Origin of the sequence: Streptomyces sp. NPDC058308 (assembly GCF_042880275.1) — a bacterium.
Classification (GTDB): domain Bacteria; phylum Actinomycetota; class Actinomycetes; order Streptomycetales; family Streptomycetaceae; genus Streptomyces.
Genome location: NZ_JBHVZA010000044.1, coordinates 17760 through 38723, shown reverse-complemented (window position 1 = coordinate 38723; position 20964 = coordinate 17760). Strand labels below are relative to the sequence as shown.

General features: G+C 70.6%; 19 protein-coding genes. 12 read left to right on the top strand and 7 right to left on the bottom strand.

Translation table 11 applies throughout. The features are described 5' to 3' along the window. Positions 1-57: 57 nt before the first annotated feature. Positions 58-1269 (bottom strand): alpha/beta hydrolase, encoded by a 1212-nt coding sequence (locus ACFVYL_RS35425; protein ID WP_389723588.1) that lies wholly within the window; start codon positions 1267-1269, stop codon positions 58-60. A gap of 179 nt (positions 1270-1448) precedes the next feature. Then, positions 1449-2120 (bottom strand): TetR/AcrR family transcriptional regulator, encoded by a 672-nt coding sequence (locus tag ACFVYL_RS35420; RefSeq protein WP_389723623.1) that lies wholly within the window; start codon positions 2118-2120, stop codon positions 1449-1451. A gap of 325 nt (positions 2121-2445) precedes the next feature. On the opposite strand from ACFVYL_RS35420, the gene ACFVYL_RS35415 reads away from it, so the two are divergent. Both ACFVYL_RS35415 and ACFVYL_RS35410 read left to right on the top strand, forming a co-directional pair. Further along, positions 2446-3933, top strand: a complete 1488-nt coding sequence (locus ACFVYL_RS35415; protein WP_389723620.1) for an MFS transporter — start codon at positions 2446-2448, stop codon at positions 3931-3933. A gap of 227 nt (positions 3934-4160) precedes the next feature. Further along, positions 4161-4553 (top strand): peptidase inhibitor family I36 protein, encoded by a 393-nt coding sequence (locus ACFVYL_RS35410; RefSeq protein ID WP_389723585.1) that lies wholly within the window; start codon positions 4161-4163, stop codon positions 4551-4553. Between the two features lie 270 nt (positions 4554-4823). Here the strand turns inward: ACFVYL_RS35410 and aceE are convergent, their stop codons facing one another. Continuing rightward, complete coding sequence (gene aceE / locus ACFVYL_RS35405) at positions 4824-7556, bottom strand: pyruvate dehydrogenase (acetyl-transferring), homodimeric type (protein WP_389723582.1); 2733 nt, start codon at positions 7554-7556, stop codon at positions 4824-4826. Between the two features lie 368 nt (positions 7557-7924). On the opposite strand from aceE, the gene ACFVYL_RS35400 reads away from it, so the two are divergent. The 6 genes from ACFVYL_RS35400 (at position 7925) to ACFVYL_RS35375 (ending at position 12585) form a co-directional block, all read left to right on the top strand. Beyond that, positions 7925-8356 (top strand): DUF3052 domain-containing protein, encoded by a 432-nt coding sequence (locus tag ACFVYL_RS35400; protein WP_389723579.1) that lies wholly within the window; start codon positions 7925-7927, stop codon positions 8354-8356. 192 nt (positions 8357-8548) lie between these two features. Then, the gene (locus ACFVYL_RS35395) at positions 8549-9016 is read left to right on the top strand and encodes a peroxiredoxin (protein WP_389723576.1); all 468 of its coding nucleotides are present in this window, start codon (positions 8549-8551) and stop codon (positions 9014-9016) included. 164 nt (positions 9017-9180) lie between these two features. After that, positions 9181-9756: a TerD family protein gene (locus ACFVYL_RS35390; protein ID WP_389723573.1), complete on the top strand. Its 576-nt coding sequence runs from the start codon at positions 9181-9183 to the stop codon at positions 9754-9756. A gap of 100 nt (positions 9757-9856) precedes the next feature. After that, positions 9857-10432, top strand: a complete 576-nt coding sequence (locus ACFVYL_RS35385) for a TerD family protein (RefSeq protein WP_389723570.1) — start codon at positions 9857-9859, stop codon at positions 10430-10432. A gap of 64 nt (positions 10433-10496) precedes the next feature. Then, positions 10497-11642: a DUF475 domain-containing protein gene (locus ACFVYL_RS35380; protein ID WP_389723567.1), complete on the top strand. Its 1146-nt coding sequence runs from the start codon at positions 10497-10499 to the stop codon at positions 11640-11642. A gap of 202 nt (positions 11643-11844) precedes the next feature. Beyond that, positions 11845-12585: a Tellurium resistance gene (locus tag ACFVYL_RS35375; protein WP_389723617.1), complete on the top strand. Its 741-nt coding sequence runs from the start codon at positions 11845-11847 to the stop codon at positions 12583-12585. A gap of 43 nt (positions 12586-12628) precedes the next feature. Here ACFVYL_RS35375 and ACFVYL_RS35370 read toward each other — a convergent pair whose 3' ends face one another. After that, a complete protein-coding gene (locus ACFVYL_RS35370) occupies positions 12629-13480 on the bottom strand; it encodes a TerD family protein (RefSeq protein WP_389723564.1) in 852 nt (283 codons plus the stop codon). A 246-nt stretch (positions 13481-13726) separates the two neighbouring features. Between ACFVYL_RS35370 and ACFVYL_RS35365 the strand changes: the two genes are divergently transcribed. The 4 genes from ACFVYL_RS35365 to ACFVYL_RS35350 are packed head-to-tail and all read left to right on the top strand — an operon-like array spanning position 13727 to position 18529. Continuing rightward, positions 13727-14944: an HpcH/HpaI aldolase/citrate lyase family protein gene (locus tag ACFVYL_RS35365; RefSeq protein ID WP_389723561.1), complete on the top strand. Its 1218-nt coding sequence runs from the start codon at positions 13727-13729 to the stop codon at positions 14942-14944. After that, on the top strand, positions 14941-17511 hold the full coding sequence (locus tag ACFVYL_RS35360) for a phosphoribosyltransferase (RefSeq protein ID WP_389723558.1): 2571 nt from the start codon (positions 14941-14943) through the stop codon (positions 17509-17511). The genes ACFVYL_RS35365 and ACFVYL_RS35360 overlap by 4 nt, the downstream gene beginning before the upstream one ends. After that, positions 17508-18368, top strand: coding sequence for an HAD family hydrolase (locus ACFVYL_RS35355; protein ID WP_389723555.1), 861 nt, complete (start codon positions 17508-17510; stop codon positions 18366-18368). The genes ACFVYL_RS35360 and ACFVYL_RS35355 overlap by 4 nt, the downstream gene beginning before the upstream one ends. Beyond that, on the top strand, positions 18317-18529 hold the full coding sequence (locus tag ACFVYL_RS35350; RefSeq protein ID WP_389723552.1) for a zinc ribbon domain-containing protein: 213 nt from the start codon (positions 18317-18319) through the stop codon (positions 18527-18529). The genes ACFVYL_RS35355 and ACFVYL_RS35350 overlap by 52 nt, the downstream gene beginning before the upstream one ends. Before the next feature lie 170 nt (positions 18530-18699). Here ACFVYL_RS35350 and ACFVYL_RS35345 read toward each other — a convergent pair whose 3' ends face one another. The 3 genes from ACFVYL_RS35345 to ACFVYL_RS35335 are packed head-to-tail and all read right to left on the bottom strand — an operon-like array spanning position 18700 to position 20960. Next, complete coding sequence (locus ACFVYL_RS35345; RefSeq protein WP_389723549.1) at positions 18700-19656, bottom strand: sugar kinase; 957 nt, start codon at positions 19654-19656, stop codon at positions 18700-18702. 38 nt (positions 19657-19694) lie between these two features. Beyond that, positions 19695-20339 (bottom strand): bifunctional 4-hydroxy-2-oxoglutarate aldolase/2-dehydro-3-deoxy-phosphogluconate aldolase, encoded by a 645-nt coding sequence (locus tag ACFVYL_RS35340; protein ID WP_389723546.1) that lies wholly within the window; start codon positions 20337-20339, stop codon positions 19695-19697. 45 nt (positions 20340-20384) lie between these two features. Beyond that, positions 20385-20960, bottom strand: coding sequence for a DUF4383 domain-containing protein (locus tag ACFVYL_RS35335; protein ID WP_389723543.1), 576 nt, complete (start codon positions 20958-20960; stop codon positions 20385-20387). Between the last annotated feature and the right edge of the window lie 4 nt (positions 20961-20964).

Here is a 20964-nt window from a genome sequence, read left to right as displayed (position 1 = left end):
CACGAGCGCCTCCGTCCCTCCTGCGGCGGGCCGCTGTTTCATCGATTTCTACGCGCGTCAGGCCGCTGCCGCGCCGGAAAAACCCTTCCGGCAGGCGTCGTCCTCGTTCGCGCACCGCACTCCGTCGTAGGCGCCGGTGCCGATTTCTGCGAAGTTGCGCAGGCTCTCCGTGCCCGGCTCGAAATAGCCGGTGTGCCCCCGCGCGCCGGCCGCGGACAGCACGCGCGCGCCGAAGCCCGCCGCCACCGGGTCGGCGCCGTGGCCGAGCCCGCCGAATTCCATGTTCGGCACATCCTGGATCCAGTCGTCGCCGTCCCGGGTGGCCCAGATCCGGGCACCCGTGCCCAGCTGCGACGCCGAGTCGGCGCGCATGCCGGGGCTGCCCGCCACCGCGATGTCGGTGACCCGTGGGGGGAGCTTCCGCGCGGCCACACCGCACACCACGGAGCCGTAGCTGTGGCAGTACAGCGCGACCGGAGTGCGGCCGGGCAGGCCGCGCACCATGGAGTCGAGGCGCTTGGACCCCTCCTCGGCGCGCATGGCCGTGGCCGCGTCCACGCCGATGCCGACGGGCGCGGTGTAGTCGGCCCAGGCGATCACGGCGGTACGCGCGCGGGGGCTCACCGAACGCTCCTCGCGGTAGAGCGACTTCGCCATGCCCACCGGCGCCGAGTACTTGCGGAACGTCCGCTCGAACGTCAGCACGTTGGTGTCGACGCCCGGCACGACGACCGAGACGCGGCGGGCCTTGTCGAGGTCTCCGAAGACCTCGGCCATCCGCCCCGAACCCATGGGATCGAAGGCGAACACCTGCCGCCCGGGGCGCATCATGACCCCGAACCGCTTCATCCTGCGTTCGGCCTCCTGCTGCCCCAGCGGGGAGAGGCGTTTGTCGTGCATGCGCTCCCGCTCGACCTTGCGGGCCTGACCCAGAGCGATGTGGTTCGCGCGATAACGCAGGGTGGCGGGCGCGCCGTTCATGTTGCCGACCGCGAGGGGGTAGCGGGCGGCGAGGCGGTTGCGCTGCTGCGTGTCGAGCGAGGCGAAGAAGTGCGCGAGCCGGCCGGCCGGAGCGTCGGTGTCGGGCAGCGCGTGCCCGCCGATGTGCCCGTGCTCCCAGGCGGAGCGCGCGGCTTCCAGAGGCGATGCGTCGCCTCTGTTGTGCCGCACGGCGGTCCACCCGGTGGTCGCCAGCATGACGAACACGACGGCGAGCGCAAGCAGAGCGCGCCAGGCGTTGAGTTGAGGGGAGGAGTCGAAGGAAGTCACTACGGAACACCCTAGGAGAATCGCGATGCCTGACGCGCATCGCGTGAGGCAGATCACGTTTCTTGACGGGTAATTGAGGCAAAGCGGGCACATATTGAATCATTCCGTCACGCTCCGTAGGCGCAAGTCGCACGTGTCGCAGCGGAAGTGACGGTCACTCAGTGTGTACGGCTGGTTGCTCAGCGAGTGGAGTCGTCCTGCGGACCGGACGGTTCCCCCGGTACCGGGCGAGGCTCGCGGGCGCGCCAGTCCTCCGCCAACGCGGGGCCCAAGTGGTCGAGATAGCGCTCCGTGAGCTCGCGGATCGACTCCAGGCTGGCGTCGCCACCCGCGCCCCACAGCCGCCCCGTGGCCCGCATGACACCGCCGAAGGCGGCCACTGCCACGCGCGGGCGCGGGTCGCTGTCCGGGTCGAGCCCCTCGCGCTCCGCGATCACGCGGGTGACCTCGTCCTCCGTCTCGATGGAGCGCCGCAGGTGGACGGCGAGCAGGGAGGGCGTCGACTCGATCATCTGGTAGGTCCGCATGTGGAGTTCGACCGGGACGACCTCCTCGATGGACTGGCCCATCGCCTCCCAGGCGCCGATGACCGCGCCGCGCAGCGCCGTCAGGGGGGCCTCGTGGGCGGGACGCTCGCGCACGGCGCGGACGAACCGTGCCTCCACCATCTCCTGGACCGCGAAGGCGGCTTCCTCCTTGTTGGCGAAGTACCGGAAGAACGTGCGCTGGGAGACGTCGACGGCCTCGGTGATCTCGTCGACGGTGGTCTCCTCGTATCCCTTGGTCGTGAAGAGTTCGAGCGCCGCGCGCAGGAGTGCGTCCCGGGTGCGCTGCTTCTTGCGCTCGCGCAGCCCCGGCCTCGCGGGCCCCGCGGAGAGGCCGTCGGAGACCTCGATCCGCACCGCCGGGGGGTCGGTCACTCGCTGCGTGGTCTTCACGCCGTGGCCCTCTTTCCTGCCGTTTTCCCAGTTCACCATACCTGTGAGCCAGGTGACAGTCACTGACTGGTGAAATGGTTTGTCAACTGTCAGACGCTGTCACTAATCTCGATGCATGACTAGTCAGACCACCGTCGACACGGCGGACAAAGGACCGGAGCCCCTGCCCGTTCCGGCCCTGGCCAAGGGGCTCCGAGGTCACCCCTGGCTGACGCTCTTCGCCGTCGCGATCGGCGTGATGATGGTCGCCCTGGACGGCACGATCGTGGCGATCGCCAACCCGGCGATCCAGAAGGACCTCGGCGCCACGTTCGCCGAGGTGCAGTGGATCACCAACGGCTACTTCCTGGCGCTGGCCGTCGCGCTGATCACCGCGGGCAAGCTGGGCGACCGCTTCGGGCACCGCCAGACCTTCCTCATAGGCGTGGTCGGTTTCGCCGCCGCCTCGGGAGCCATCGGCCTCTCGGACACCATCCCGCTGGTGGTCGCCTTCCGCGTCCTGCAGGGCCTGTTCGGCGCCCTGCTGATGCCCGCCGCGCTCGGCCTGCTGCGCGCCACGTTCCCGGCCGAGAAGCTCAACATGGCCATCGGCATCTGGGGCATGGTCATCGGCGCCTCCACGGCCGGCGGCCCGATCCTCGGCGGCCTCCTCGTCCAGCACGTCAGCTGGCAGTCCGTCTTCTTCATCAACGTGCCGGTCGGCATCATCGCCCTGGTGCTCGGCCTGGTCATCCTCAAGGACCACCGCGCCGAGAACGCGCCGAAGTCCTTCGACGTCATAGGCATCGCGCTGCTCTCGGCGGCCATGTTCTGTCTGGTCTGGGCCCTCATCAAGGCCCCGGAGTGGGGCTGGGGCTCCGGCATGACCTGGGCGTTCATCGGCGCCTCCGTGCTGAGCTTCGTGCTCTTCGCGGCGTGGGAGTCCAAGGTCGCGGAACCGCTCGTCCCGCTGGCCCTGTTCCGCTCCGTGCCGCTGTCCGCCGGTGTGGTCCTGATGGTGCTCATGGCCATCGCCTTCATGGGCGGGCTCTTCTTCGTCACCTTCTACTTGCAGAACGTGCACGGCATGAGCCCCGTGGACAGCGGTCTGCACCTGCTGCCGCTCACCGGCATGATGATCGTCGGCTCGCCGCTCGCGGGCGCGATGATCACCAAGATGGGTCCGCGCATCCCGCTGGCGGGCGGCATGCTGTGCACCGCCGTCGCGATGTACGGCATGTCCACGCTGGAGGCGGGCACGGGCAGCGGCCTCATGTCGATCTGGTTCGCACTCCTCGGCCTCGGCCTCGCCCCGGTGATGGTCGGCGCGACCGAGGTCATCGTGGGCAACGCGCCGATGGAGCTCTCCGGCGTCGCCGGCGGTCTGCAGCAGGCCGCGATGCAGATCGGCGGCAGTCTCGGCACCGCGGTCCTCGGCGCCGTCATGGCCTCGAAGGTCGACAGTGATCTGCCCGACAACTGGGCCGGGGCGAAGCTCCCGCCGCTCAGCGAGGCCCAGCTCGACAAGGCCGCGGAGGCCGTCCAGGTCGGCGTGGCCCCGGTCCCGCCGAAGACCCCGCCGTCGGTCGCCGACCAGATCACCTCGGTCGCGCACGACACCTTCATGTCGGGCATGGGTCTGGCCTGCCTCGTCGCCACCGGAGTCGCCGCGGCCGCCGTCTTCGTGGCGTTCCTGACCAAGCGCGGCGTCAACGCCGAGGCGGGCGCGGGCGTGGGCCACATCTGAGGCGCACGCATCGCCCGGTGGCGCCGGGTCAGGGAAGGCCCCTCAGGGACATCCTGGGGGGCTTTCGCCTATCAGGGTGAGGCACATTCGTACCCCTTCCGACGGCCCGGCCGACGGGTCCACAGTTCACGGAGAAGATCCGCACGAGCACGGCACGGGCGACCGGGCCGCGCCTCATGGGGACAACTGCGCCACATCGCACGGGGGTTGAAGAGATGCGTAGGACCATGCCCACGACCGTCACGGCAGCCGCACTCGCCGCGGTCATCCTGCCGCTCGCAGGTGCCGGGGCCACACACGCCGGGGCCGCACACGCCGGGACCGCCGCCCCGCCGACACTCCGCGGCTGCGGCCCCGGCGAGCTCTGCCTGTGGCAGCGGGCGGAGTTCCGGGGCGTCCGCCAGGTGCACGAACTGGCCGACATCGACATCGAGAGCTGCGTCGCGCTGCCGGAGGGGGGCAGCGCGACGGCTCTCGCCAATCGCACCGGTCGGCCGGTCACCGTGTACCAATCGGCGGAGTGCGCCGAGACGGCCGAGTTCGACACCTACCCGGGAAGCGGCACCTGGGTGCCCGAAACGCCTTACCGCGTACGGGCGTTCAAGGTCTGGGAGAGCTGAACGGGGGTATTCGTGAGGCGAAGCCCGAACCAGCCGGCTCAGGGAGTGAAGAGGGCGGGCTCCGGACACATCACGCGCAAGTGCCCCGGCTCACGCGGCCGTAGGTGGTCGCGGAGCCGGCCGGATCGCGCGGCGCCCGGGACCGTCGGGGTCAACACCGCGACCCCGCCGCGTCACCCGGCGTCCAGATGTTCCCTTCGGGAGTTCTCACGGACGCCGGAGGGCGACGGGCCGAGAAGCCCGTCGCCCTCCGGTACCGAACGGGAACCGCTATGCGTCGCCGCCGGCCGCGCCCGGGTCGGCGGCCATGACGTCGAGGAGCTGGTAGCGGTCGATCGCCTGCTTCAGGACGGAGCGGTCGACCTTGCCCTCACGGGCCAGTTCGGTCAGCACACCGACCACGATCGACTGCGCGTCGATGTGGAAGAACCGACGGGCCGCACCACGCGTGTCGGCGAAGCCGAAGCCGTCCGCGCCGAGTGACTGGTACGTGCCGGGCACCCAGCGGGCGATCTGGTCGGGCACGCTCCGCATCCAGTCGGAGACGGCCACGAACGGGCCCTCGGCGCCGGACAGCTTCCGCGTGACGTACGGGACGCGCTGCTCCTCCTCGGGGTGCAGGAGGTTGTGGCGCTCGACGTCCACGGCCTCGCGGCGCAGCTCGTTCCAGGAGGTCGCCGACCAGACGTCCGCCTTGACGTTCCACTCCGAGGCGAGGATCTGCTGGGCCTCGACCGCCCACGGCACCGCGACGCCGGACGCCATGATCTGGGCCGGGATGGCGCCCTGCTCGCCCGCCTTGAAGCGGTAGATGCCCTTGAGGATGCCCTCGACGTCCACGTCGGCGGGCTCGGCCGGGTGCTGGATGGGCTCGTTGTAGACGGTGAGGTAGTAGAAGACGTCCTCGCTGTCGGGGCCGTACATCCGGCGCAGGCCGTCCTTGACGATGTGCGCGATCTCGTAGCCGAAGGCCGGGTCGTAGGCGACGCAGCCCGGGTTGGTCGAGGCGAGCAGCTGCGAGTGGCCGTCCGCGTGCTGCAGGCCCTCGCCGGTCAGCGTCGTGCGGCCGGCGGTGGCGCCGAGGACGAAACCGCGCGCGAGCTGGTCGGCCATCTGCCAGAACTGGTCGCCGGTGCGCTGGAAACCGAACATCGAGTAGAAGACGTAGACCGGGATCAGCGGCTCGCCGTGCGTGGCGTAGGCCGAACCCGCGGCGATGAGGGACGCCGTGCAGCCCGCCTCGGAGATGCCGTCGTGCAGCATCTGGCCCGTCGGCGACTCCTTGTAGGCGAGGAGCAGGTCGCGGTCCACGGCCTCGTACTGCTGGCCGAGCGGGTTGTAGATCTTCGCACTCGGGAAGAACGCGTCCATGCCGAAGGTGCGGTACTCGTCGGGGGCGATCAGCACGAAACGCTTGCCGATCTCCTTGTCCCGCATGAGGTCCTTCAGGATGCGGACGAACGCCATGGTGGTGGCGATCGACTGCTGGCCCGAGCCCTTCTTCGCGGCCGCGTACGCCTTGTCCTCGGGGAGCGGCAGCGGCTCGGCGCGCACCACGCGGGTCGGGACGTAACCGCCCAGGCTCTTGCGCCGGTCGTGCATGTACTGGATCTCTTCGGAGTCGCGGCCCGGGTGGTAGTACGGCGGGGCGCCGTCCTCCAGCTGCTTGTCCGTGATCGGGATGTGCAGGCGGTCGCGGAAGCCCTTGAGGTCGTCGACCGTCAGCTTCTTCATCTGGTGCGTGGCGTTGCGGCCCTCGAAGTTCGGGCCGAGGGTCCAGCCCTTGACCGTCTGGGCGAGGATCACCGTCGGCTGGCCCTTGTGGGCCTTGGCCGCCGAGAACGCCGCGAAGATCTTCTTGTGGTCGTGACCGCCGCGGCCCAGGTGCAGGATCTGGTCGTCGGTCATGTTCTCGACCATGGCGCGCAGCCGCTGGTCCTCGCCGAAGAAGTGGTCGCGGATGTAGGCGCCGGTCTCCGTGGCGTACGTCTGGAACTGGCCGTCGGGCGTCGTGTTCAGCTTGTTGACCAGGATGCCGTCGCGGTCCTGCGCGAGCAGCGGGTCCCAGCTGCGGTCCCAGACCAGCTTGATGACGTTCCAGCCGGCGCCGCGGAACTGCGACTCCAGCTCCTGGATGATCTTGCCGTTGCCGCGCACCGGGCCGTCCAGGCGCTGCAGGTTGCAGTTGACGACGAAGGTGAGGTTGTCCAGGCCCTCACGGGCGGCGATGGAGAGCTGGCCGAGCGACTCGGGCTCGTCCATCTCGCCGTCGCCGAGGAATGCCCAGACGTGCGACTTGGAGGTGTCGGCGATGGAGCGCGCCTCCATGTAGCGGTTCATCCGCGCCTGGAAGATCGCGCCGAGCGGGCCGAGGCCCATGGAGACCGTCGGGAACTCCCAGAAGTCCGGCATCAGGCGCGGGTGGGGGTACGAGGAGAGGCCGTTGGGCGCCTTGGACTTCTCCTGGCGGAACGCGTCGAGCTGCGGCTCGGAGAGGCGGTCGAGGAGGAAGGCGCGGGCGTAGATACCGGGGGACGCGTGCCCCTGGAAGAAGATCTGGTCGCCGCCGTCGCCCTCGTCCTTGCCGCGGAAGAAGTGGTTGAAGCCCACGTCGTAGAGGGAGGCGGAGGAGGCGAAGGTGGCGATGTGGCCGCCGACGCCGATGCCGGGGCGCTGGGCGCGGGAGACCATCACCGCGGCGTTCCAGCGGGTGGCGTTCAGGACCTTGCGTTCGATTTCCTCGTTGCCGGGGAAGAACGGTTCGTCCTTGGTGGCGATCGTGTTGACGTAGTCCGTACTGCGCATCTCGGGCACGGCGACGCGCTTCTCGCGCGCTCGCTCGATCAGCCGGAGCATCAGATACCGGGCCCGCTCGCGTCCGCGTTCGTCCACCGCGGCGTCGAGCGAGTCGAGCCACTCCTGGGTCTCTTCGGGATCGAAGTCCGGGACCTGACTCGGCAGGCCGCCAATGATGATCGGGTTGCGATCGGATCCGGAAGCCACGCTGTTCCTTCGCTGTCGGGGCTCTCGCCTGGGTTCTGCCTGGCCGTGCACCGCTCCCCATCGTGTACCGCGTGGACGCGTACGTCATGTCTACCGAGAGGTAACCGAGACGTTCATCCGGCGTCCCTGGGGTAGGCTCGGCCCAAATCGCAACGATACGCCCATCCTGTCTAACCGCTTCGCAGAGCCGTTCGGTCTCGAACGGGTGGGGCGGCAGTTGCGGCGACACGGTCGGGAACGTCACCGTTTCGGCGGTCTCGGCGGCCGGGTACTTGCGCGATCCGCCCCGCCCGTGTGGACTACGGCCAACGCCCCGCGCACGCGCGTGGCTGACAGGCATTCCCAAAAACATGATCAGGAGGCAATCCGTGAGCGCGACCGCGGACCACGCGGAGACGAACCTTGCCGTAAGGCTTGGTTTCCAGCCCGACCAGGTGGTCCAGGAGATCGGCTACGACGACGACGTCGACCAGGAGCTCCGCGAGGCCATCGAGGAGGCCACTGGCACAGAGCTCGTCGACGAGGACTACGACGACGTGGCTGACGCCGTGGTGCTCTGGTTCCGTGAGGACGACGGGGACCTGACTGATGCGTTGGTGGATGCCATCGCGTACATGGAGGAGGGCGGCTCGATCCTGCTCCTCACTCCGAAGACCGGTCGCGACGGCTACGTCGAGCCGAGCGAGATCGGCGAGGCGTCGACCACCGCGGGCCTCTCCCAGACCAAGAGCATCAACGCCGGCAAGGACTGGAACGGCAGCCGGCTGATCACCCCCAAGGGAGCCGCGAAGAAGCGCTAGGTCCCAGCGGCCGAGAGAAGCGCCGGGCCCGCGCGGCCCACGCGGCACCAGCCGGAGAAGCACCGTGAGGCCCCCGCCGACGCACCTGTCGGCGGGGGCCTCACGCACGCGTGGGGCGCGGACCGCCGGACGTAGGGTGGACGTCACCCGATCAGCCCCGCCCGAGGGGCTCCGTCGAAGGGATGCGTACTCATGGCGCTCGCTGGAATCGCCACCGGCACCAAGGCCCCGGAATTCGAGCTGAAGGACAACCACGGCCGCACCGTGAAGCTCTCGGACTTCCGCGGCGAGAAGAACGTGGTGCTGCTCTTCTACCCGTTCGCGTTCACCGGCGTGTGCACCGGCGAGCTGTGCGCGCTGCGCGACGAGCTGCCGAAGTTCGTCAACGACGACACGCAGCTGCTTGCCGTCTCCAACGACTCCATCCACACGCTGCGCGTCTTCGCCGAGCAGGAGGGCCTGGAGTACCCGCTGGTCTCCGACTTCTGGCCGCACGGCGAGGTCAGCCGCGCCTACGGCGTCTTCGACGAGGAGAAGGGGTGCGCGGTGCGCGGCACCTTCATCATCGACAAGGAGGCCGTGGTGCGCTGGACCGTCGTCAACGGTCTGCCGGACGCCCGTGACCTGAACGAGTACGTGAAGGCGCTGGAGACCCTGTAGGTCCGCGCCCCCGCGCCCCTGAGATTCCTCGGGGACGACACCCTGAGTTTCTTCAGGTGCAGAGCCTGGGGATGCCGGGAACCGGTCACTAGGATCCACACGTTGATCTGATGGCAACGCAACGCTTGGGGCTCCCCGCCCCTGGACACCAATTGGGAGGATTCGTGGGAGTCAGCCTCAGCAAGGGCGGCAACGTATCGCTGAGCAAGGAGGCACCGGGCCTGACCGCGGTTCTGGTCGGCCTCGGCTGGGACGTCCGCACCACCACCGGTACGGACTTCGACCTCGACGCCAGTGCGATCCTGACGAACGCGGAGGGCAAGGTCAGCAGTGACAGCAACTTCGTGTTCTTCAACAACCTGAAGAGCCCCGACGGCTCCGTCGAGCACACCGGTGACAACACCACCGGTGAGGGCGAGGGCGACGACGAGGCGATCAAGGTCGACCTGGCCGCGGTCCCCGCCGACGTGGAGAAGATCGTCTTCCCGGTCTCCATCTACGACGCGGAGAACCGCCAGCAGTCGTTCGGCCAGGTGCGCAACGCGTTCATCCGCGTCGTGAACCAGGCGGGCGGCGCGGAGATCGCGCGGTACGACCTCTCCGAGGACGCCTCGACGGAGACCGCCATGGTCTTCGGCGAGCTGTACCGCCACGGCGCCGAGTGGAAGTTCCGCGCGGTCGGCCAGGGCTACGCCTCGGGTCTGCGCGGCATCGCGCAGGACTTCGGCGTCAACGTCTGAGCCGGACGCGCTCACCACCTCGTGCCCTCGTGACCAGGGGGCCCGCGTTTCCGGTACCTCGGGAACATCTGCGCATCTCACCTCGGGGAGGACCATCACCATGGGCGTCACGCTCGCCAAGGGAGGCAACGTCTCCCTCTCCAAGGCCGCACCCAATCTCACCCAGGTCCTCGTCGGACTGGGCTGGGACGCGCGGTCCACCACCGGCGCCCCCTTCGACCTCGACGCCAGCGCACTGCTGTGCAACGCGGGCAAGGTGCTCGGCGACGAGTGGTTCGTCTTCTACAACAACCTCAAGAGCCCCGACGAGTCCGTGGAGCACACCGGGGACAACCTCACCGGCGAGGGCGATGGCGACGACGAGTCGCTCCTGATCGACCTCTCCAAGGTGCCGGCCGGCTGCGACAAGATCGTCTTTCCGGTCTCGATCCATGAGGCGGACAACCGGGGGCAGACGTTCGGCCAGGTCAGCAACGCGTTCATCCGTGTCGTGAACCAGGCGGACGGTCAGGAGCTCGCGCGCTACGACCTCAGCGAGGACGCCTCCACGGAGACGGCGATGATCTTCGGTGAGGTGTATCGGTACGGGGGCGAGTGGAAGTTCCGTGCAGTCGGACAGGGGTACGCGTCAGGTCTGCGCGGCATCGCTCTAGACTTCGGGGTCAACGTTTCGTAAAGCCGGGGACCGGCGCGGGGGAGACCGCTAATCGGGAGCCCGTACATACACGATTGGGTAGCCAGTGCTTCTGAAAACCTTCGGCTGGTCGTTCGCGGTGACCGCGCTCGGCCTGGTCGCCGCGGTGCTCTACGGGGGGTGGACGGGCTTCGGCGTCGTGGCGATCCTGTCCATCCTCGAGATCTCGGTGTCCTTCGACAACGCGGTCGTCAACGCCGGAATCCTGAAGAAGATGAATGCCTTCTGGCAGAAGATCTTCCTCACCGTCGGCGTGCTGGTCGCGGTCTTCGGCATGCGGCTCGTCTTCCCGGTCGTGATCGTCGCCATCAGCGCCAAGATCGGCCCGATCGAGGCGGTCCGCCTCGCGCTCGACGACAAGGACAAGTACCAGCAGCTGGTCACCGACGCTCACCCGTCGATCGCCGCCTTCGGTGGCATGTTCCTGTTGATGATCTTCCTGGACTTCATCTTCGAGGACAGGGACATCAAGTGGCTGAGCTGGATCGAGCGCCCGCTCGCCAAGCTCGGCAAGGTCGACATGCTGTCGGTCTGCATCGCGCTCATCGTGCTCATGATCACCGCGATGACCTTCGCCACCCACGCCCACCAGCACGGCGGCATCCATGTGGACAAGGCGCAGACGGTCCTCATCGCCGGTATCGCAGGTCTGATCACCTACCTCGTGGTGGGCGGCCTCTCCGGCTACTTCGAGAACAAGCTGGAGGAGGACGAGGAGCGCGAGCACGAGGAGGAGGAAGAGGCCAAGCGGACCGGCAAGAAGGTTCCCGCCGTGGTGATGGCCGGCAAGGCCGCGTTCTTCATGTTCCTCTACCTCGAGGTCCTGGACGCGTCCTTCTCCTTCGACGGCGTCATCGGCGCCTTCGCGATCACGAACGACATCGTCCTGATGGCGCTCGGCCTCGGTATCGGCGCCATGTACGTCCGGTCCCTCACCGTCTACCTGGTCCGCCAGGGCACCCTCGACGACTACGTCTACCTGGAGCACGGCGCGCACTACGCGATCGGTGCCCTCGCCGTGATCCTCCTGGTCACCATCCAGTACGAGATCCACGAGGTCATCACCGGATCCGTCGGCGTCATCCTGATCGCCTGGTCCTTCATCTCGTCCGTGATCCGCAACAAGCGGATGGCGGCGGCCGAGGGACAGGGCAGCTCGGGAGAGAAGGCCGAGGTCTCCTCGGGGGTCTGACGCTGACTGATTCCCTCGCCGCCCCGTCCGATTCCGGTTCCCGGAGTGTGACGGCGGCCGAGGTGAGGAACGCTCTGTGCGGGGCGGCCGTCGAGGAGAGGTCCTCATGGCCGCCCCGTCGGTATTCGTGGCCGGCACCACCGGCCGCCGTAGCCGGGTCCACCGGTATGCGTACGTGGAACAAGGGCACTTGGGGGCGGGAATGTCCTTCTGGGACGGTCTGTGGCGTGGGCGTTCGATGGACTTCGAATCGGGCAGCGCCGCCACCAACTCCATCGAACTGACCAAACGGCACCCGACGGTCTCGCTCTCCAAGCAGGGCGCGGCCACCGGCAATCTGCGCGTCAACCTCTCCTGGCAGATGCGCACGTCCGACATCATCGGCAAGCCGAGCAACCGCGGCGGCCTGCTGCGGCATCCGCTCAAGCTGTTCCAGCCCGACGTGGTGCAGGCGCACACCCAGGGCGTGGTCAACGTCGACCTCGACATCGGCTGTCTGTACGAGCTGGTGGACGGCGCCAAGGGAGTCGTCCAGCCCCTCGGCAGCTTCTTCGGCAGCCTCAACGCCCCGCCGTACGTGAAGCTCAGCGGCGACGACCGGTTCGGCTCGCCGTCCGGCGAGACGATCTACATCAACCTCGACCACCGCGAGTCCATCAAGCGGCTCCTGGTCTTCGCCTACATCTACGACCAGACGCCGGCCTTCGACCGTACGCACGCGAAGGTCACGCTCTACCCCAGCAACGGACCGCGGATCGAGATCGACCTGGACGAGCGGCAGCCGCAGGCCCGCTCGTGCGCGGTGTTCTCCGTCGAGAACGTCAAGGACGAGCTCGTCGTGCGCCGTGAGGTGAAGTTCGTCTACGGATTCCAGGCCGAGCTCGACCGGCTGTACGGCTGGGGACTCCAGTGGGGCCGGGGGTACAAGTCCAAGGTGGGCTGAGCCGTGCGCCCGCCGCGCGAATCCCCCGCGCCCGCCCGCACCCCTACCGGGGCAGGAACTGCGGTCCCTGCGGGGGCAGCCGGAAGTTCGGGTCCGGCATCGGGGTCACCGGCTGCGGATAGCCGTACGAAGGCTGTGCGACGGGCGCGGGCTGGGCGATCGGGGTGGGCTGGGTGGGCGCCGCCGGAGGGTAGCCGTACGCGGGCTGGGGCGCCGGATGCCGGGGCGGCACGGGCGGGTAGCCGTACGCGGGCCCGGCGGTGGAGGGCGGGGCCGTGGGCTGCTGCGGCGCGGGCTGCTGGGGCGGCAGCGGAAGCGAGGCCGAGGGCGAGGGCTCCGAGGAGGCGGAGTCCGAGTCGTCCACGGAGATGCCGAAGTCGGAGGCGAGGCCCTCCAGACCGTTGGAGTACCCCTCGCCGAGCGCGCGGAACTTCCACCCCTCGCCACGGCGGTAGAGCTCCCCGCAGATCAGCGCCGTCTCCTCGCCGGTCTGCGGAGTGATGTCGAAGTGGGCGAGCGGCTCGCCATCGGCGACGGCGGCGTCGTACAGCAGGATCCGCAGGGCGGGTACGCGCTCGAAGGCCACGCCTTCCGCCGACGCGGCGAGCAGCACGCGGTGCACCGCGGGATCCAGGCCCGCCAGGTCCGTCTGGATCGTGTCGGTCAGCCCTTCGGCGACGCGCTTCTTGCCGAGCCGCCAGACCTTGCCCGCGGGGTGGCGCGGCTGGTTGTAGAAGACGAAGTCCTCGTCGGAGCGCACCCGGCCGTCGCTGCCCAGCAGCAGCGCCGAGGCGTCGACGTCGGGGACGCCCTGCCCGGGGGTCCAGCGGAGCACGGCGCGGACCGCCGTGGCCTCGAGAGGGACGTTCGACCCCTTCAACATCGCGTGCGTCATGCGGTCATCCTGCCTTCCCCCGCAGCGCTTGGACAACGTGGGGGGCTTGGGGCCCCGGCCGCGTCATCAGGCTCCTGACCTGCGAGTGGTGCGAGCGTGCGACGGTGGTGTGGTGAGCATGTGTGACATGGCCGGGTTACCTGAAGTTCATGCCCTGCGGGAACCCCCGGCACCCGTCTCTACGTACTATTACCGGCCACATCCGTACGGCCCACGTCTACGAAACAGGCGACGGCAAGGAGTCACATGCGTCATTTCGGGCACATCGCCCCTGAGGTGCGGCAGCGCCTCTTCCACCGGGAGCCGAGTGCCTTCACCGCCGCCTCCCCGCCGCAGCTGCTCGCGGTGGCCCTCGGGGCCACCCTCTACAGCCCGGCCACCCGCCCCCGCCTCGCCGACGACATCCTGAAACAGGCCGGGCGCGGCGTGGTCTCCATGGTGCTCTGCCTGGAGGACTCCATAGACGACGCCGAGGTCGTCGAGGCCGAGGAGAACCTGGTCCGGCAGTTCGCCGACCTGGCGGCGCGGGACGCGGAGCCGCCGCTGCTCTTCATCCGGGTGCGCACCGCCGAGCAGATACCCGACCTGGTCCGCAGGCTCGGGACCAGCGTCCGGCTGCTCTCCGGGTTCGTCCTGCCCAAGTTCACCGAGGAGCGGGGCGTTCCGTTCCTGGAGGCGCTGGTGGCCGCGGAGGCGGAGCTGACCGAGGACGGCCCGGCCGGCGCCGGCCGACGGCTCTTCGCCATGCCCGTCCTGGAGTCGCCCGAGCTGCTGCACCTGGAGAGCCGGGCCGACACCCTCGCCGGGGTCTCCCGCGCCGTCGGCAAGTACCGCGACCGGGTCCTCGCGCTGCGCCTGGGCGTCACCGACTTCTGCTCGGCGTACGGGCTGCGCAGGCCCCCGGACATGACCGCCTACGACGTGCAGATCGTCGCCTCCGTCATCGCCGACGTGGTGAACGTCCTGGGCAGGGCCGACGGCACCGGATTCACCGTGACAGGGCCGGTGTGGGAGTACTTCCGCGTCCAGGAGCGGATGTTCAAGCCGCAGCTGCGCCGCAGCCCCTTCCTGGAGAGCCGCGCCGACGAACTGCGCCAGGCCCTCATCGAGCACGACATGGACGGCCTGCTCCGCGAGATCGAGCTCGACCGCGCCAACGGCCTGCTCGGCAAGACCTGCATCCACCCCTCCCACGTCCTGCCCGTGCACGCCCTCTCGGTGGTCAGCCACGAGGAGTTCAGCGACGCCGAGGACATCCTGCGCCCCGAGCGGGGCGGCGGCGGGGTCCTGCGCTCCTCGTACACGAACAAGATGAACGAGGTGAAGCCGCACCGCGCCTGGGCCGAGCGGACCCTGCGCCGCGCCGAGGTCTTCGGCGTCGCCAAGGAGGACATCGGCTTCGTGGAGCTGCTCACCGCCGGGATCCCGGCTGATGAACGTCGAGAAGGAACGCAAGGAGCATGACGTACGTGACTGAAGACGTGACACCGGAGACACCGGAGCCGCCGGGGACGTCCGTGTGGTCGGGGAGCTGGGTCGCCGAGCGGCTCGGGGTCGGGCTCGACGGCGACGCGGCGCTGCGCGCCATGCTCGGCCTCGCGCTGCGCCGCAACCCCAAGCGGGCGCACCTCCTGGTGTCGAACGTCCTGGGCAAGCACGTACCGCAGCGCCCCTCGGTCGTGTACGCGGCCGGGCACGGCCTCGGAGTCCGGGTGCGGGACCTGCTCGGCGACGACGAGGCCCGGCGCGCCGTCGTCCTCGGCTACGCGGAGACCGCGACGGGGCTCGGCCACGCGGTCGCCGACGGCCTCGCCCTCGCGCCCTACCTGCACTCCACGCGGCGCCCCGTCCAGGGTGTCGAGCGCGCGGGCGGCTTCGAGGAGTCCCACTCGCACGCCACGTCGCACCTGCTGCTTCCCGAGGACCCGCGGCTGCTCGCCGGCGAAGGACCGCTGGTCCTCGTCGACGACGAGTTCTCCACCGGCAACACCGTCCTGAACACCGTCCGCGCCCTGCACGAGCGCTTCCCGCGCGAGCGGTACGTGATCGTGGCGCTGGTCGACATGCGCTCGCCGGGGGACCGCGGGCGTCTCACTGACTTCGCCCGCGAGATCGGCGCCCGCGTCGACCTCGTCGCGACGGCGTCCGGGACGGTGCGGCTGCCCGAGGGCGTCCTGGCGAAGGGGCAGGCGCTGGTCGCCGAGTACGAGGCGCGCCCCGCGCCCGCCGTGCCGCGGCCCCGCGCCGGGCGCGCCCCCCTCACCCGCGTCGACCTCGGCTGGCCCGCGGGCGTGCCCGACGGCGGGCGGCACGGCTTCACACCCGCGCACCGGACCGCCCTGGACGCGGCGTTGCCGGACATGGCGGCACGGATCGCGAAGGCGCTGCCGGACGGCGCGCGCCGGGTGCTCGTGCTCGGCTTCGAGGAGCTGATGTACGCGCCGCTCGCGCTCGGCGCCGAGCTGGAGCGCGGCACCGGCGCCGAGGTGCGCTTCTCCACCACGACCCGCTCGCCCGTGCTCGCCGTGGACGACCCCGGCTACGCGATCCGCACCCGCCTCGCCTTCCCCGCGCACGACGAGCCCGCCGACGGCCCCGGGACGCGGTACGCCTACAACGTCGCGGGCGGCGGCTTCGACGCGGTCGTCGCGGTCGTGGACTCGGTCGCCGACACCCCGCGACTGCACGCCCCGGACGGCCTGTTGGCGCAGCTTTCCGACCACACCGGGCACGTCCTGCTGGCCGTCGTCCCGTCCTACGTACCGCCGACCGGCGCGACCTGCGTACCGCCGAGCGACACGACCTGCGTACCGCCGAGCGACACGACTTACGTCCCGCCGACCGGCGCGCACGCCCCCGAAAGGCCCTCCATGCTCCCCGAGCCCCTCCGCGGCCCCGCCTTCTCCTCGTACGCGCCCGAAGACGTCGGCTGGCTGCTCCAGGACCTCTCGGACGTGCCGCTCGAAGCGCCCACGGAGGAGCGGGAGGAGGCGATACAGAGCGGTGGCGCGCACTACGCCGAGTCGCTGCCCGTCGAGTACCAGCCCAGCGAGCGCTACCAGGAGCTGTTCCACGCCGCGCTCGGCACGTCCGCCGCCCGCATCGCGCAGGCCGTCGGCACGGTCACCGAGACCGTACTGGCCGAGCGGTCGCCGCGCCCCGTCCTGGTGTCCCTGGCCCGGGCGGGCACCCCGGTCGGCGTCCTCATGCGCCGCTGGGCCGCGCACCGGCACGGTCTCGACCTGCCGCACTACGCGGTGTCGATCGTGCGCGGCCGCGGCATCGACGCCAACGCGCTGCGCTGGCTCGCCGCCCACCACGAGCCCGCCGACGTCGTCTTCGTCGACGGCTGGACCGGCAAGGGCGCCATCACCCGCGAACTGGCCGACGCCGTGCGGGAGTTCGAGGCGTCCGGCGGCCCCGAAGGGTTCAACCCGGAGATCGCCGTGCTCGCCGACCCCGGCTCGTGCGTGCGCACCTACGGCACCCGCGAGGACTTCCTCATCCCCTCCGCCTGCCTCAACTCCACGGTGTCCGGACTGATTTCACGTACCGTGCTCCGCGCCGACCTGGTCGGGCCGGACGACTTCCACGGCGGCAAGTTCTACCGCGAGCTCGCCGGTGCCGACCTGTCCCGCGACTTCGTCGACACGGTCGTGGCCCGCTTCGGCGAGGTCGACGACGCGGTGGACGCGCAGGTCAAGGAGGTGCTCGCCGCGGACAGGGCGCCGACCTGGGAGGGCTGGGCCGCCGTCGAGCGGATCAGCGAGGAGTACGGCATCCACGACGTGAACCTCGTCAAGCCGGGCGTCGGCGAGACGACCCGCGTGCTCCTTCGCCGCGTCCCCTGGAAGATCCTGGCCCGCGCGGGCGCGGGACCCGACCTCGACCACGTGCGGCTGCTCGCCGAGCAGCGGGGCGTGCCCGTCGAGGAGGTGGGTGAACTCCCCTACACCTGCGTGGGGTTGATCCATCCCAAGTACACGCGCGGGGCCACGGGAGCGGACGGCAAGGCGGTGACCTCGAAGTGACGCGGCTCATCGCAAGCGACCTCGACCGCACCCTCATCTACTCCGCCGCCGCACTCGGCCTGACCGTGCCGGACGCGGAAGCGCCGCGCCTGCTCTGCGTCGAGGTGTACGAGGGCAAGCCGCTCTCGTACGTCACCGAGACGGCCGCCGGACTCCTCGACGAGCTGGGCCGCGCCGCCCTGTTCGTACCGACCACGACGCGCACCCGCGAGCAGTACGGGCGCATCCATCTCCCGGGCCCCGCACCGCGGTTCGCGATCTGCGCCAACGGCGGGCACCTGCTCGTCGACGGCGTCTCCGACCCCGACTGGCAGGCGACGGTCGCCCGCGCCCTCGCCGCCGAGTGCGCCTCCCTCGACGAGGTCCGCGCCCACCTGGTGCGTACCGCCGACCCCGCCTGGCTGCTCAAGGAGCGCGTCGCCGAGGACCTCTTCGCGTACCTCGTCGTCGACCGGGCGCTGCTGCCCGACGCGTGGGTCGAGGAGCTCGCCGGCTGGGCCGGGGCGCGCGGCTGGACCGTCTCCCTGCAGGGCCGCAAGCTGTACGCCGTGCCGAAGCCGCTCACCAAGAGCGCGGCGGTACGGGAGGTCGCGCGGCGGACCGGCGCCGAGGAGATCCTCGCCGCGGGCGACTCGCTCCTGGACGCGGATCTGCTGCTCGCCGCGGACCGGTCCTGGCGGCCGGGGCACGGGGAGCTGGCCGATACGGAGTTCACGGCGCGTGGGCTCACGGTGCTGGCGGAGCGGGGGGTCGCGGCGGGGGAGGAGATCGCTCGGGCGTTCCTCGGGGCGGTTAGCCTGAGCGCATGCCTCGATACGAATACCGTTGCCGGTCCTGTGGTGACACCTTTGAACTGAACCGGCCCATGGCGGAGTCCGGTGCGCCCGCGGTGTGCCCTGACGGGCATGAGGACACGGTGAAGCTGTTGTCGGCCGTTGCCGTGGGGGGTTCTGCGGTTGCCCCTCGTGGGGGCGGGGGTGGCGGTGGCGGGTGCTGTGGTGGGGGTTGTTGCGGCTGAGGTCTGTCGCGCGGTTCCCCGCGCCCCTGATGGGGGCCCCGGTCGTGGTCGAGTGCGGATTCGTCGTGGCTTGTCGCGCAGTTCCTCGCGCCCCTGGTGGGGGCCCCGGTCGTGGTCGGGTGCGGGTTGGGTGTGGCTTGTCGCGCAGTTCCCCGCGCCCCTGACAGGCCTTAGCGCACCACCGTGCCCGGGCCCGCTCCCAGTAGGGGCAGTTCCGCCCTGGTGGGTGCGCCCTCCCAGTCGCCGGGGGAGGCCACCGCGAACGCGCCCGTGGTGACGGCGCGGTCCAGGCGGGACGCCACGTTCTCGTCGTCGAGCAGCGCCGACAGATAGCCGGCGACGAACGCGTCGCCCGCGCCCACCGCGTCCACGGCCCGCACCTCGCGCGCGGGGGAGCGCAGTGCGCCGTCGGCGGTGTGGGCGGTGGCGCCGTCCGCCCCGAGCTTGACCACGACCTCACGGACGCCCCGCGCGAGGAGGAACTCCTCCGGGGCGTCGGCGGGCGTCGACTCCGGCAGGCACAGGGGCAGTTCGTCGTCGGAGGCGATGAGGACGTCGACGTACGGCAGCCACTCGCGCAGCTCGGCGGCCGCCTCCTGCCGACTCCACAGCCTGGCGCGGAAGTTGACGTCCAGGCAGACCTGGGTGCCGTGCTCGCGGGCGAGGCGCAGCGCACGCCGGCAGGCCTCGGCCGCCGACGGGCCGAGGGCCGGGGTGATGCCGGTGAGATGCAGGAGGCGCGGCGCCGCGGAGGCGAACGCGGCCTCGACCGCGTCCGGGGCGAGCCGCGAACCCGCCGAGCCCGCGCGGTAGTAGTGCACGCGGGTCACCTCCGGCAGCCGCGGCTCGAAGAGGATCAGCCCCGTCGGGGCGTGTGGGTCACGCGTGGCGGGGGAGACGTCGACGCCTTCCGCGCGCAGCGTCCGCAGGACCAGCTCGCCGGCCTCGTCGTCCCCGACCGCGCCCGCCCAGCGGACGGCGTGGCCGAGGCGGGCCAGGCCGACGGCCACGTTGCTCTCGGCGCCCGCGACGGAGACGTTCATGGTGCCGCCGAGCTTGAGGGGACCGCTGCCGCGCAGGGCGACCATGGTCTCGCCGAGGGTCAGGACGGTGTCGGGCGCGGTCATGGCGGCGCCGGGCCCCTTCATCGCCGTACCGCCCCGGTTCATCGCCCTGCCGCCCCGGCCGTCTCCGTCACCTTCAGGAACTCCGCCGCCCGGGTCCGCAGCGCGGCCAGGTCGCCGCCGTCCGCCGCGTCGCCGGTCAGGGGGGAGCCGACGCCCACCGCGACCGCGCCGAGCGCCAGATACGCCTCGGCGGCCGCCGCGTCCACGCCGCCGACCGGCACGAAGGGGGTGCCGGGGAAGGGAGCGCGCAGCGCCTTGAGATACGCGGGGCCGCCCATCGCCGACGCCGGAAAGATCTTCAGCGCGGTCACCCCCGCCGCCTCGGCCGCGATGACCTCGGTCGGCGTGAGGACACCGCCGAGCACCGGGAGGCCGAGCCGTACCGCCTGGTCGGCGCCCGCGCCGAGCCCCGGCGTGACGATCAGGTCGGCGCCCGCTTCGGCGGCCCGCCGCGCGTCGTCGGCGGTGCGCACCGTGCCCGCGCCGAGCCAGGCGTCCGCCCCCAGCTCGGCCCTCGCACGGCGCAGCACGCCCAGGGCGTCCGCGCTGCTGAGGGAGACCTCGACCAGCGCGATGCCGGACTCCACGAGCGTCATGACCGTACGGAAAGAGGCGTCCGGATCGCTGCCGCGCACGATGGCGACGAGGCGCCGTGCCCGGAGATCCGTGGGGAAGTCACGCATCTCCCCAGATTCGCACAGCGGTACGGACCGACCGGGACCGGGGCTTCAGGGTCTGGTCGCCGCGGATTCCGCCCGGTCCCGGTGGCGCGCCTTCCAGTACGGGTTGTCGTGCGGCAGCCCGCCGCTGACCCGCCCGTACATCCCGAAGGTCATGAGCAGCAGGCCCACGACAAAGCTGAACAGGACGTTCTGCATCCGGAACGCCAGGAAGTTGAAACGGGAGTCGAGCAGGGCCAGATTGACGAAGCCGCTGAGGACGAACAGGACGCCGAGGACCATATTCAGCGTCGAGGCGAGATTGCCGCCGATCACCATCCCGGCGAAGAGCAGCAGTCCGACGGCGATGGACAGGACGCTGAGGGTGCCGTTCGTGCTGAGTCCGGCGACGGTGTCACCGCGGGTGTCGAAGAACCCGATCCTGTCGATGAGACCGAGGACGCCGAACGCCAGCAGGACGAGACCCATGAGGCCCGCGCCCGCGCGGTAGACGCGGCTCAGCCGGTGGTCGACGGGCAGCTCCTCGTCGAGGACGGTGCGCGGCCGACGACGCCTCCGCAGCCCCGGCCCGCCCGGCCCCCGCTTGGTCCCTGGTTTTCCCGGATGAAGTACATGCGTGGCCATGTCC